Source organism: Anaeromyxobacter sp. SG66, assembly GCF_022690805.1.
Lineage (GTDB): Bacteria > Myxococcota > Myxococcia > Myxococcales > Anaeromyxobacteraceae > Anaeromyxobacter > Anaeromyxobacter soli.
Window position 1 is genome coordinate 60,949 of record NZ_JALCZC010000014.1, and the last position, 11,500, is coordinate 72,448.

11 protein-coding genes and 1 pseudogene are annotated in these 11,500 nt (G+C 73.2%); 7 read left to right on the forward strand and 5 right to left on the reverse strand.

Annotated elements, in window-relative coordinates:
* Positions 1 to 6: 6 nt before the first annotated feature.
* Together MNZ39_RS06710 and MNZ39_RS06715 are read right to left on the reverse strand one after the other, a co-directional pair.
* On the reverse strand, positions 7 to 1,203 hold the full coding sequence (locus MNZ39_RS06710) for an acetate/propionate family kinase (RefSeq protein WP_242336420.1): 1,197 nt from the start codon (positions 1,201 to 1,203) through the stop codon (positions 7 to 9).
* 350 nt (positions 1,204 to 1,553) lie between these two features.
* Positions 1,554 to 1,931 (reverse strand): hypothetical protein, encoded by a 378-nt coding sequence (locus MNZ39_RS06715; protein WP_242336423.1) that lies wholly within the window; start codon positions 1,929 to 1,931, stop codon positions 1,554 to 1,556.
* 154 nt (positions 1,932 to 2,085) lie between these two features.
* On the opposite strand from MNZ39_RS06715, the gene MNZ39_RS06720 reads away from it, so the two are divergent.
* On the forward strand, positions 2,086 to 2,601 hold the full coding sequence (locus MNZ39_RS06720) for a hypothetical protein (RefSeq protein WP_242336426.1): 516 nt from the start codon (positions 2,086 to 2,088) through the stop codon (positions 2,599 to 2,601).
* 139 nt (positions 2,602 to 2,740) lie between these two features.
* Here the strand turns inward: MNZ39_RS06720 and MNZ39_RS06725 are convergent, their stop codons facing one another.
* The 3 genes and pseudogenes from MNZ39_RS06725 to MNZ39_RS06735 form a co-directional block, all read right to left on the reverse strand.
* Entirely contained in the window at positions 2,741 to 3,898 is a 1,158-nt protein-coding gene (locus MNZ39_RS06725; RefSeq protein ID WP_255840765.1) for a 3-deoxy-7-phosphoheptulonate synthase, read from the reverse strand.
* Positions 3,884 to 4,120 (reverse strand): annotated as a pseudogene (locus MNZ39_RS25090) (chorismate mutase); the annotation flags it as partial. The pseudogene MNZ39_RS25090 and the gene MNZ39_RS06725, both read right to left, overlap by 15 nt.
* Positions 4,121 to 4,465: 345 nt before the next feature.
* Positions 4,466 to 6,754 (reverse strand): RND family transporter, encoded by a 2,289-nt coding sequence (locus tag MNZ39_RS06735; RefSeq protein ID WP_242336429.1) that lies wholly within the window; start codon positions 6,752 to 6,754, stop codon positions 4,466 to 4,468.
* Positions 6,755 to 6,924: 170 nt separating this feature from the next.
* Between MNZ39_RS06735 and MNZ39_RS06740 the strand changes: the two genes are divergently transcribed.
* The 6 genes from MNZ39_RS06740 to nrfD all read left to right on the forward strand — a co-directional run bounded on the left by MNZ39_RS06740 (position 6,925) and on the right by nrfD (position 11,302).
* A complete protein-coding gene (locus tag MNZ39_RS06740) occupies positions 6,925 to 7,785 on the forward strand; it encodes a hypothetical protein (RefSeq protein ID WP_242336432.1) in 861 nt (286 codons plus the stop codon).
* 24 nt (positions 7,786 to 7,809) lie between these two features.
* On the forward strand, positions 7,810 to 8,031 hold the full coding sequence (locus tag MNZ39_RS06745) for a hypothetical protein (RefSeq protein ID WP_242336435.1): 222 nt from the start codon (positions 7,810 to 7,812) through the stop codon (positions 8,029 to 8,031).
* A 515-nt stretch (positions 8,032 to 8,546) separates the two neighbouring features.
* Positions 8,547 to 8,810 carry a hypothetical protein gene (locus tag MNZ39_RS06750; RefSeq protein ID WP_242336438.1) on the forward strand — a complete coding sequence of 88 codons (264 nt, stop codon included), beginning with the start codon at positions 8,547 to 8,549 and terminating at the stop codon, positions 8,808 to 8,810.
* Between the two features lie 12 nt (positions 8,811 to 8,822).
* On the forward strand, positions 8,823 to 9,284 hold the full coding sequence (locus MNZ39_RS06755; protein ID WP_242336441.1) for a cytochrome c3 family protein: 462 nt from the start codon (positions 8,823 to 8,825) through the stop codon (positions 9,282 to 9,284).
* Between the two features lie 12 nt (positions 9,285 to 9,296).
* A complete protein-coding gene (locus tag MNZ39_RS06760; protein ID WP_242336444.1) occupies positions 9,297 to 10,091 on the forward strand; it encodes a 4Fe-4S dicluster domain-containing protein in 795 nt (264 codons plus the stop codon).
* The gene (nrfD, locus tag MNZ39_RS06765) at positions 10,091 to 11,302 is read left to right on the forward strand and encodes an NrfD/PsrC family molybdoenzyme membrane anchor subunit (protein WP_242336447.1); all 1,212 of its coding nucleotides are present in this window, start codon (positions 10,091 to 10,093) and stop codon (positions 11,300 to 11,302) included. The genes MNZ39_RS06760 and nrfD overlap by 1 nt, the downstream gene beginning before the upstream one ends.
* The last annotated feature ends 198 nt before the right edge of the window (positions 11,303 to 11,500 follow it).

The following is an 11,500-nucleotide window of genomic DNA, read 5'->3' on the forward strand; positions in this document are numbered from 1 at the left end:
CGGGGGCTAGGCGGCGCAGCGCCGGGCGGCGACGATCTGGGCGGTGTCCATGGCGATCATGAGCTCCTCGTTCGTGGGCACCACGATGACCCGCGGCCCGCCCGGCCGCGTGATGACGCCCCGGTTGCCCTTGCCGGCGACCGCGTTCAGCTCCGGATCGAGCGTGAAGCCGAGGAAGCCGAGGAGCTCGACGACCTTCGCGCGCACGAGGGTGGCGTTCTCGCCGATGCCGCCCGTGAAGACGAAGGCGTCGAGCCGCCCGAGCGAGACCACCATCCCGGCGGCGGCCTTGGCCACCGAGTAGCAGAACTTCTCGATGGCCAGGGCGGCGCGCTCGTGCCCGCTCGCCGCCGCGTCCTGCAGCGTGCGCATGTCGTTCGACAGGCCGGAGATGCCGAGGAGGCCGGAGCGCTTGTTGAGCTGGTCCATCACGTGGCTGGCGTCGCGGTGCAGGGCCTTCTTCATGTGCGCGATGATCGACGGGTCGATGGACCCGGAGCGCGTGCCCATCACCACGCCGTCGAGCGGCGTGAGGCCCATGGTCGTGTCGACGCTCTGGCCGTTGCGGACCGCCGCCAGCGAGCAGCCGTTCCCGAGGTGGGCGGTCACGATGCAGTGGTCGTGCGGCGGCAGCTCGAGGAGCTGCGCCGCCTGCTCCGAGACGTAGCGGTGGCTCGTGCCGTGGAACCCGTAGCGCCGGACCTCGTGATGCTCGAACCACTCGTACGGCACCGCGTACAGGTAGGCGCGCGGCGGCATCGTCTGGTGGAAGGCGGTGTCGAACACCGCCACCTGCGGCAGCTCGGGGAAGAGCTCCTGGGAGATCTCGATGCCGCGCAGGTTGGGCGGGTTGTGCAGGGGGCCGAGCGGGATGCACTCGCGGATCTTCGCCACCACCTCCTCGGTGATGGGCATCGAGCCGGAGAAGCGCGCGCCGCCGTGCACGACGCGGTGGCCCACGCCGGCCAGCCCCTCGGCGAGCCCGATGCCCCGGAGCAGCTCGACCACCGCGCGCAGCGCCTGGTCGTGATCGGCGTGGTTCAGGTCGCGGCTGTGGCGGTGGCCGTCGAGCTTCCAGTCGAGCGTGGCGTGCGCCGAGTCGAGGCGCTGGGCGATGCCCGAGATGCGCTCCGCGCCGGACCCGGAGTCGATGACGGCGAACTTCGCCGACGAGCTTCCGCAGTTCAGGACGAGGATGTTCAAGGCAGCCTCCGCGGTACGGGATCCACGAGCCGACACCGGCTCGGCCGCGCCCCGTTCCCGAGGACGCGACAGGATGGACGACGATTGATCCGGGATCCGTAAGCCTCGCGGACGACTCGATGGCTTCGGACCAACACGATTCGCACATCGCGATCGGCGCGCGCAAGAGGTCGCGCCGGGATTTTTCCGCATCCCTCGCGCGGACGACGCATCGCGTCGCTACCGCGATCGGGGCGACTCGAGCGATCGAGGACGAGCGCGGGCCCCCGCGGCGGCGACGCGAGATTGACCGCAATCAAACGGCAATGGCCCGGCGAGGTCCTCGAGCGGCTCGCTTTCCGGGCGCTCGCCTACCAGAGCCAGGTGCCGGGAGAAGGATACGGCTCGCGCCGATCGAGGTACCGGAGGCCCTTCACGCAGCGTACGATGAGCCAGATCGCGACGAAGGCGAGCAGCGCGACCCCGATCACGGCGAGCGAGAGGAGCAGGCCCAGGAACGCGTAGAGGAGGCCGATCCAGAACGTCCGGATCTGCAGCCGGAAGTGCGTCCGCAGCCCCTCGGGCGCATCGCCCTGGTAGACGTACGCGATCACGACGCCGACGAGCGAGGTCACGCCCACGACGAGCGACGCGAGGTACAGGACGTACACGAGCTTCGCCATGGACTCCGCCTTCGCGACCTGCTCGGCGGTCGCGGCGGGGAGGGCGGTGCTCTGGGTGGGCTCCATCGAGGCTCCGGGCTGAAGGCGGTGGACGTGCGCCGGATGTTACCCGGAGCGCGCCGTCCGAGGCCGTCCATTCGACGAAGCCCCGGCGCGCTCCGCCGAGGCTGTAGAATCCTCGCCACAGCCATCCTCGAACCTCCACGACAGAGGCACCCTCATGAAGCTCGCCGTCTCCCTGCTGTGCCTGCTCTCGCTCCCCGCGATGCCGCTCGCGGCGCCGCCGGCGGGGGATCCCTTCGCCGGCGTCCGCTTCCTGTTCGGCGACTGGCTCGCGAGCGAGGGCAGCGGCAAGCCCGGCGAGCAGACGGCCGGGAGCTTCTCGTTCTCGCTCGGCCTCGACGGGCACGTCGCCGTCCGCCACGCGCGCGCCAAGTTCGCCCCGAAGCCCGGACAGAAGCAGGGGGCGAAGCACGAGGATCTGATGGTCCTCTCCCCCGGCGCGGCGGGGCTCCGCGCCACCTACTGGGACGACGAGGGGCACGTGATCGAGTACGGCGTGCGATCCGAGCCGGGCCGCGCCATCTTCGAGTCCGCCGCCCCGGCGGCCCCCGGCCCGCGGTTCAAGCTCGTCTACGAGCAGAAGGCCGGGGACGTCGTGGAGGTCACGTTCTTCGTCGCCCCGCCCGGCGGGGAGTACCAGCGGTACGTGAGCGGCCTGGCGCACCGCAAGTGATGCGCCGGGCACACCTGAATCGCGGGCCCGCCCCGGCGGCGGCCGGAGCCGCGCGGGGCCGATGAACGACGGCTCGCGATGCGCGAGCACCTTCGGCGTCGCGCATCGCGCCGTCGTTCTGCGGATCCGGATCGGTCGTTCAGCTCGCCGTGGCGCGCTGCGCGGGGGCGGGCGCGCCCGCCTGGCGGCGCTCGTCCACCGCCTCGCGCAGGAGCGCGCGGGCCTCGCGCAGCGCCTCGACCGTCTGGTCCCAGCCGAGGCAGGGGTCCGTCACCGAGCACCCGTACCTGAGCTGCGAGAGCTCCGCCGACATCGGCTGGCTCCCCGTCTCGAGGAAGCTCTCCATCATGACGCCCACGATGGAGCGGTTCCCCTGGCGGATCTGGCTCGCCACGTCGCGCATCACGAGCGGCTGGAGCTCCGGCTTCTTCCAGGAGTTCGCGTGCGAGCAGTCGATGACGATCGTCTGCGGGAGCCCGGCCTTCGCGAGCGCCTGCTCGGCGATGGCGACCGAGACGCTGTCGAAGTTCGGCCGGCCGCCGCCGCCGCGCAGGACGAGGTGGCCGTACCGGTTGCCGCGGGTGCGGATGACCGACGAGCGCCCCTGGTCGTTGATGCCCAGGAAAGCGTGCGGCCGCGCGGCGGAGAGGATCGCGTTCACCGCGCCGTCGACCTCGCCGTCGGTGCCGTTCTTGAAGCCGATGGGGGTCGAGAGCCCGGAGGCGAGGTTCCGGTGCGTCTGCGATTCGGAGGTCCGCGCCCCGATCGCCGTCCAGGTGATGAGGTCGCCGCGGTAGTGGGGCGCGATGGGATCGAGCGCCTCGGTCCCGGTGGGGAGCCCGAGCTCGGCCACCTCCAGGAGGAAGCGGCGAGCCAGCTCCATGCCCTCCTTCACCTGGAAGGAGTCGTTCATCCGCGGATCGTTCGTGAGCCCCTCCCATCCGACGGAGGTGCGGGGCTTCTCGAAGTACACGCGCATGACGAGGTACAGCGTGTCGGAGACCTCGTCCGCGAGCTCGCGCAGGCGCCGCGCGTAGTCGAGCCCGGCGTCGGTGTCGTGGATCGAGCACGGGCCCACGACGACCGCGAGCCGCGGGTCGCGGCGGTCGAGGATCGCCTCCATCGTCCGGCGCCCCTCGGCCACCGTCCGCGCGGCGCGCTCCGAGGCCGGGATCCGCAGCTTCACCTCCTCGGGCGGCAGCATCGCGTCGAACGCGGCGACGTTCAGGTTCTCCAGGGCGGGAGGACCGCGGTGCCCCGCCGACGTGAGCTCCACGCGGACGAAGCCGGCGATCATGTCGCGGTACAGCGTCTCGACGAGCTCGGGCTCGATGCCTTCCTCGCCGGCGAGCGCCCGCACGTTCCGCACGACCTGCTCCTCGCGGGCGGGGTCCTTCACGCCGTCTGCGGCGCTCTTGAAGCGGGCCGCCTGGAGCGCGTAGCCGCGGCGCTCGGCGAGCAGGGCGACGATGCGGCGGTCCACGTCGTCGATGGACGCGCGCACGTCGCGCAGCGTCATGCAGTCCGGCAGCGAGATTCCACGTTTCTTTTCGTCGTTCACGGCTGAGCCCTCGGGCGAAGGTGGCGGCCGTCCGGAGCGGCGGACGGAGTGAGGCGGGAGCAGGAGCGAAGCGTCCCCCCCGTCCAGGCCCGAGCGATCTCGATGGTGCGGGGTGGTCCTTCGCTACGCGTAGGAGCCCACCCAGCGCCCAGGCCGGGGCGGGGGGCTGCTAAATCGATACGCGCTCACGAACCGAAGGATCACGGAGCCACCATATCCGGCCCAGTCGCGTTTCACAACCACCGAGCGGTGGGGCCCGGCGAGCGGTGGGAGGTCGGGGAGGGATCCCGGGCCGTTGCGGGCTCAGGCTGGGGGCTTCTCCGGCGCCTCGCGCCGCACGATCCAGAGCGCCGCCGGCAGCGCGGTGAAGTCGGCGAGCATGGCGAGGAGGAACGCGCCCGCGGTGACCATCCCGAACTGGCGGAGGGGCGGGAACCGCGAGAGGGCGAGCGCGAGGAAGCCCGCGGCGTCGATGAGGGTCGCGAACACGATGGCGCGGCCGGCCACGCGGAGCGTGTGGCGGAGCGCGCCGTCGAGCCCCCCGGCCCCCTCGCCCTCGTGCAGGTGGTGGAAGAAGTGGATCTGGTCGTTCTCGGTGGTCCCGAGCACGGTGGTGGCGACGAGGATCGTCGCCACGTTGAGGGACGCGCCCGCGAGGCGCATCGCGAGGAACGTGACGGGGCTCGCGCACACCGATGGGATCATGGCCATGAGCCGCGCCGACGCCGACCGGAACACCGCGAGGAAGGCCGCGAAGATGAGCGCGGCGGTGATGGCGAAGCTCTCGCCGAGCGTCGGCACGAGGCTCGCCCCGACCTTCCCGGCGAGGATCGACTCCCCGACGACCCGGAGCTCGGCGCCGCGCAGCGCGGGCGCCTCCGCGACGGTCCGTTCCCACGCATCGCGCGCCGCGGCGGTGAGCGCCGCCACGCCGGGCCCGTCGCCGCGCTCGAACACGACGGTGAGCTGCGCGCTGGCGAGCGTCCCGACGTCGACGAAGCCGCGGAGCTCGGGCCCGGCGAGGAGGAGCTGCTCGAGGTCCGCGACCGCCGCGGCGAACGCGGCCGGTTCCTCCGGGAGCGACTCGCCCTGGCCGGCGGCGTAGCGACGCAGCCGCAGGATCGAGGTCGGTCCGACGACCGAGGTGACGCCGGGGATCGCCTCCACGCGCCGGGTGAACCGATCGAGCGGCCGGAGCACCTCGGGGTCGGTGACGGCGCCGGGCGGCGTCCGCACCCACAGGCGCGCGACGTTCAGCCCTCCGACGTTCCGGCGGAAGAACACCAGGTCCCGGTGCACGGGCGAGGCGGGGTCCACGTACTCGAGCACGTCGAGCCCGACGCCCATGGGCGCGAGGCGCCCGGGCACGCCGAGGAGCGCCACCAGCCCGGCGGCGGCGAGGCCCAGCGCCCCGGCGACGAGCGGCCAGCGCCAGCGCCAGGTGAACCGCGGCAGGGCCGCCGCGAGCCGGTCGTACAGGTGGGCGCGGATCTCCACGGTCCGCCGCGTGGGCGTCCGGAGCGCGCGCTGGAGGGCGGGGAAGAGCGTGAAGACCACGACCCAGGCGATCGCGAGCCCGGTGGCGGTCCAGATCCCCATCTCGCGCACCGGGCGGATGCGGGAGACGGCGAGCGCCGCGAAGCCGAGCACGGCGGCGGCGCTGGACGCGGTCACCGGCAGGAGCTTGTTCGCGAGCGCGGCGAGCTGGTGACGGGCGGGGTCCACGCCCTCGGGGGCGTCCACGAACCGCGAGTGAAGGTACACGAGCGAGGCGAGCGTCGTCACGAGGACCGTGAGCGGCACGAGGGTCGAGACGATCGTGAAGGGGAACCCGAGGAGCCGCCCCGCGGCGGTCGCGAGGGCCACCGCCGCGCCGAGCGTCAGCAGGAGCGCCACGAGCGCGCGCACCGAGCGGTAGAGGAACAGCGCGACGGCGACCACGAGGAGCCCGAACACCGGGAAGTTGCGCCGCGACGCCTCGCGCGACTCGCGCTCGATCCAGGCGTCGACGTAGGGCCCGCCCACCCGTCGCACGCCCGTGATGGCGTCGCCGCGCGACCGCTCCACCGCCGCGTCGATCCGGGCGAGCGCGGCGTCGCGCGCGGCGGACGTCGCCGCGTCGAACGTCACCGCGACCCCCAGGAAGCGGTCGCCGACGAGCCCCTGCCGTGCGAAGAAGCCGGTCCCGCTCGCGAACCGGCGGAGCGCCTCGGCCGCGGCGGGGTCGGCGGTCGGCGACGTTCCCGGGCGCGCGCGCGCGTACGCGTCGAGGATCGAGACGGGCGTCGTGCCCGGCAGCGCCCGCAGGGCGTCCTCCACGGCGGCGACCTGCGCGAGCGCGCGCGGGCGAAAGGGCTCGTCCGCCTCGAGGAGCAGCATGACGGTCGGGCGCTCGGGGAAGATGCGCTGGAACTCGCGGGTCGCGACGAAGTCCGGGTCCGAGGGGACCACGAGCCGGTCGATGGCCCCCTCCGACGGGATCCCCGCGGCGAGCCACGCGGCCACCGGCACCGCGAGCGCGTAGAGCACGAGGATGGGGACGCGGAGCGCCACGATCGCGCCGAAGACGCGCTCGATCCGCGAGCGGGGCATCCGCGGGAGAGTAGCACCGCGCGCGCCCGCGCCGCGGCTCCCGTCGCGGTGGGGGCGCGCGGCTGCGGCGACGGGCCGCGCGCGGGCGGACACCCTAAGTGTCGCGACCCCGGTGGGCTCGCCTCGCTCATGACGTTCCGGGACGCCCGACGCGCGCATACCGTGCGGGGATGCGCGGCGTCTCGCTCCCGCTCGTCCTCGTGCTCGGCCTCGCGCTCGCCGCCTGCGCGCCGGCGCTCCGGAAGCCCGCCGTCCTCCCGCCGGCCACTCGCGGGGCAGGGGCGGCGGACGCGGCGAGGCTCCTCGCCGACGCGGACGCGGCCTTCGCGCACAGGCCCGATCCGGCCGCGGTGCGCCGCGCGGAGGCGCTGTACCGCGAGGCGGCGCAGGCGGACCCCGGCGCCGTGGAGGGACCCTACGGCGCGGCGCGCGCCGTGATCTGGCTCGCCGAGCACGAGCGCTCCGCCGCAGAGCGCGCGCGGCTCGCGACCTCCGCGGTCGAGCTCGGCCAGCTCTGCGAGGCGCGCGCGCCGGAGGAGGCGCGCTGCGCGTACGCCCTCGCGCTCGGGCTCGGCATCCAGGCGCGCGAGCGGAGGAGCACGGCCGCGGAGGGGCTGAAGCTCATGGTGGAGCGGCTCCGCCGCGCCGCCGCGCGGGACCCCGCGCTCGACGAGGCGGGGCCCGAGCGCGTGCTGGCGCTCCTCCTGCTGCGCGCGCCGGGGTGGCCGCTCGGGCCCGGGGATCCCGAGGCGGGGCTCGCGGAGGCGAAGAAGGCCGCCTCGCGCGCCCCGGAGTTCCCGCCGAACCTGCTCGCGCTCGCGGAGGCGCTCGCCGCGAACGGCGATCCCGCAGCGGGCCGCGCCGCCGCCGGGCGGGCGCTCGCGCTCGCGGTGCGGCGCGCGGCGGCGGGAGAGCCGGACGCGCCGGAGTGGGTGTCGGAGGCGCGGCGGCTGCTCGCCGCGCCGGCGCAGGCGCCCGACGCGCGGGAGCCCCGCAGCGAATCGAGCTCCGCCGGACGAAATATCGGCTGAGCCCGCGCGTACCGGAAGAAAGCGATGCTCACCTTCCTCGTCTGGCTCGCGCTGCTCCTCGTGTGCTGGCCGCTCGCGCTCGCGGCGCTGATCCTCTATCCGCTCGTCTGGATCCTGCTGCTCCCGTTCCGGATCCTCGGCGTCGCGGTGAACGGCGTGCTCGCGCTCCTCGGGGCGATCCTGCTCTTCCCGGCGCGGCTCTTGCGAGGCCCGAGCGCGCTCCGTTCGCGCGGAACGGCGTCATGACCTCGCGAGCGAGGTGATCGCGCTGCGCGGCCGCGACGCCCGCGGTCCACCCGCGGGCGAAGCGAGCGCGCCCAAGAGGCGCGTCCTCCGTCCGATCAGAAGCTCAGGAACAGCATCGCGCTCCCGAGGAGCGCGATGAGCGCGGCGCCGACCAGCGCGTAGTCGGTCCCGTGCTCGCGCCAGGCGTTCCGCACGACGGATGCGAAGGGCATGGTGACCTCCGTTCTTCCTGCGGCGGCCGGGGACTTCGCCGTCGGTGCGAGTGGGCGCCTGCTGCGCAATCCTGTCCATGCCTCGAATGCGTGTGACATTGATCGCTATCAATTGAGACCTGCGCTCAAACGCGCACCCCGAGCCCTGGAGAGCGCAGTGAATTCGGCCGGATGCCTCTTCCGCGAATACCGGAAAAGCCTCGAACCGCCTGTGGATAGCTAATTCGGGGCACATTGCGGAGGGGTGCGGTGTTGTGGTTGCTTTGCGTCGTGACGCAAAAATGGGCTGCGACATTTTCGTCGTTGCGCAAGATCTTCGCGATCGAGCGCCTCGGGCCGCCCTCCCCGGCGCTCGCGGCGGGCAGGGGGCGCGGCCTCTTGCGCACGCTCCTCTCGCCGGAGCCGCTCCCCAAGGATCCGGAGGTGCCGCGGCCCGCGAGGCGCGGCTGGCTCCGGCTCCTCTTCGCGGTGGAGCCGCTCTCTCGCGCCCCCGCCGCGCCGCCGCGCGCGCGCCGCGCCCGCTGGATGCGCTGGCTCTTCGGCCTCGAGCCGCTCGACCCGCCGTAGGAGGAGGCGCCCATGGAATCCGCCCGACACGTCTTCCGCGTCCTGTTCCTGCTCCTCGTGGTCGTCGTGATCTTCTCGGTCGGCCGGACCTTCCTCGTGCCGAAGTCGTACGGGGCCTACGGCCCGTACCGCTTCGACAACGTCGCGGAGCAGGCCGCCGTCCGCCCGCCGCAGCACGGCGGCTCGGCGTCGTGCGGCGCGTGCCACGCGGAGCGGCTGAAGGCGGTCACCGCCGGCGCGCACCGCAAGGTCGGCTGCGAGGTGTGCCACGCGCCGCTCGCGAGGCACGTCCGGGACGGCGCCAGGAGCGCGCCGATGCCGGTGGACCGGTCGTTCACGCTCTGTGCGCGGTGCCATCGCCGAATCGAGGGGCGCCCCGCCGCGTTCCCCCAGATCGTCCTCGCCCAGCACCAGGGCGGCGTCGAGGGGACCGCCTGCATCGACTGCCACGAGCCGCACTCCCCGAAGCTCTGACAGGAGGCCACGATGGACGAGACCGAGAGCGACGCCCGCGCACCCGCCCCGCCGCCGGCGCCGGAGCCCGTCGGCCGCCGGGAGTTCCTCGCGAACGCGCTCCGCCTCGGCGGCGGGGTGCTCGTGTTCCTCTCCGGCGCCCCCGCGCTCGGAGAGGACCACGTGGCGGAGGGCTACGACTGGACGCAGCACCGCTACGCCTACCTCATCGACACCGAGAAGTGCATCGGCTGCGGCTCCTGCGTCCGCGCGTGCAAGGCCGAGAACGGCGTCCCCGACGGCTTCTTCCGGACGTGGGTGGAGCGCTACGTCGTCTCGCCGGAGGCCTCGCACGTGGACTCGCCGAAGGGCGGGCTCGACGGGTTCCCCCCGATCCAGACGCCGTTCACGCCGACCAAGTCCTTCTTCGTCCCGAAGATGTGCAACCACTGCAAGGAGACGCCCTGCGTCCAGGTCTGCCCGGTCGGCGCCTCGTACCGCACGCAGGACGGCCTCGTGCTGGTGGACGCCGAGCGCTGCATCGGCTGCGGCTACTGCGTCCAGGCGTGCCCCTACGGCAGCCGGTTCCTGTCGCCGACGACGCACACCGCCGAGAAGTGCACCTGGTGCTACCACCGCGTCACGAAGGGCCTGAAGCCCGCCTGCGTCGAGGTCTGCCCGACCGCCACGCGCCAGTTCGGGGACATGCGCCGCGAGGACGATCCCGTCCGGCTCGCCATCGCGCACGGGCGCGTGAGCGTGCTGCAGCCGCACCTGCTCACGGAGCCGCAGTGCTTCTACCTCGGCCTCGACAAGGAGGTGCGGTGATGCCGGAGATCAGCGGCTACGCGTTTCCGAACGACGTGCACGTCCACTGGAGCCTGATGATCGTGATGTACCCGTACATCACGGGCTTCGTGGCGGGAGCGTTCATCGTCACCGCGCTCTACCACCTCTTCGGCAAGAAGGAGTTCGAGCCGGTGGCGCGGCTCGCGCTCGCGACCTCCTTCTGCTTCATGGCCATCGCGACGTTCCCCCTGAACCTCCACCTCGGTCACGCCGAGCGCGCCTTCAACGTCGTCGTGACGCCGCACTTCTCCTCGGCGATGGCGGGCTTCGGCCTGCTCTACTCAGGGTACTTCGTCATCCTGCTGCTCGAGGTCTGGTTCGTGTACCGGCGCGAGATCATCGAGACCGCGCGCCGGAGCCGCGGCGTGAAGCGCGCGTTCTACGCCGCCCTCGCGCTCGGCACCTACGACACCTCGCCCGAGGCGCTCGAGGTCGATCACCGCGCGGTGAAGCTCCTCTCCGCGTTCGGCCTGCCCGCGGCGTGCATGCTGCACGGCTACGTCGGCTTCATCTTCGGCGGGATCAAGGCGAACCCCTGGTGGTCGACGCCGCTCATGCCGGTCATCTTCCTGCTCTCGGCGGCGGTGTCCGGCATCGCGCTGCTCGTGCTCCTCTACCAGGTGACCGCGAAGCTCGGGCGGCGCCCGATCGAGCGGGAGACGGTGCAGGCGATGGCGCGCTGGCTCTGGTTCTTCCTCATCCTCACCGTCACCCTCGAGCTGCTCGAGATCGTGCTGCTCGCGTACGAGAACTCCGACGCCTGGCACATCATCTCCCAGCTTCTCACCACGCGGCTCGAGTTCTCCTTCATCTCCGTGCAGATGATCGGCGGGAGCCTCGTCCCGTTCATCCTCCTCGCGATCGTGGTGACGATGAACGCCTACCTGCACGACCGGGTGCGGAACACGCTCGCCTGGGTCGCCTCGCTGCTCCTCCTCGTGCAGGTGTTCTCGATGCGCTGGAACGTCGTCATCGGCGGGCAGCTGCTCTCGAAGTCGTTCCGCGGCCTGCGCTCCGGGTACCAGCCGTCGCTCTTCGGCCGGGAGGGGGTCATCGTCGCGATCGCGCTGTTCGTCCTGCCGTTCGTGCTCCTGTGGGTGTTCGATCGCGTGCTGCCCATCGAGCGCGCGGCCCCGCCGGCGGAGCCGAGCCGCGAGCCCGCGGCGGAGCCCGCGCGCCGCACGGCGTGACGCGCGCGAGGGCCGCCGGGGCGGGTCCGGCGTCCTCGCTCTACCGGGGAGGCGCCCGTGACGGATCGGCTGGCGGAGCTCGAGGCGAGGCACGCGGAGACGGAGGAGCGGCTCCGGCGCCTGGAGCAGCGCCTGGCGGCCCTCGAGGGCGCTCCGGGCCGGGCGCGCGCCGCGGGCCGCGCGGGGACCCCCCGGTCG

What these genes read in the sequence shown, in the direction of transcription:
- MNZ39_RS06740 (WP_242336432.1), top strand. Translation starts at nt 6,925, where the DNA reads ATGCGCGGCGTCTCGCTCCCGCTCGTCCTCGTGCTCGGCCTCGCGCTC.
- MNZ39_RS06715 (WP_242336423.1), bottom strand. Translation starts at nt 1,931, where the DNA reads ATGGAGCCCACCCAGAGCACCGCCCTCCCCGCCGCGACCGCCGAGCAG.
- MNZ39_RS06725 (WP_255840765.1), bottom strand. Translation starts at nt 3,898, where the DNA reads ATGATCGCCGGCTTCGTCCGCGTGGAGCTCACGTCGGCGGGGCACCGC.
- MNZ39_RS06745 (WP_242336435.1), top strand. Translation starts at nt 7,810, where the DNA reads ATGCTCACCTTCCTCGTCTGGCTCGCGCTGCTCCTCGTGTGCTGGCCG.
- nrfD (WP_242336447.1), top strand. Translation starts at nt 10,091, where the DNA reads ATGCCGGAGATCAGCGGCTACGCGTTTCCGAACGACGTGCACGTCCAC.
- MNZ39_RS06760 (WP_242336444.1), top strand. Translation starts at nt 9,297, where the DNA reads ATGGACGAGACCGAGAGCGACGCCCGCGCACCCGCCCCGCCGCCGGCG.
- MNZ39_RS06735 (WP_242336429.1), bottom strand. Translation starts at nt 6,754, where the DNA reads ATGCCCCGCTCGCGGATCGAGCGCGTCTTCGGCGCGATCGTGGCGCTC.
- MNZ39_RS06755 (WP_242336441.1), top strand. Translation starts at nt 8,823, where the DNA reads ATGGAATCCGCCCGACACGTCTTCCGCGTCCTGTTCCTGCTCCTCGTG.
- MNZ39_RS06720 (WP_242336426.1), top strand. Translation starts at nt 2,086, where the DNA reads ATGAAGCTCGCCGTCTCCCTGCTGTGCCTGCTCTCGCTCCCCGCGATG.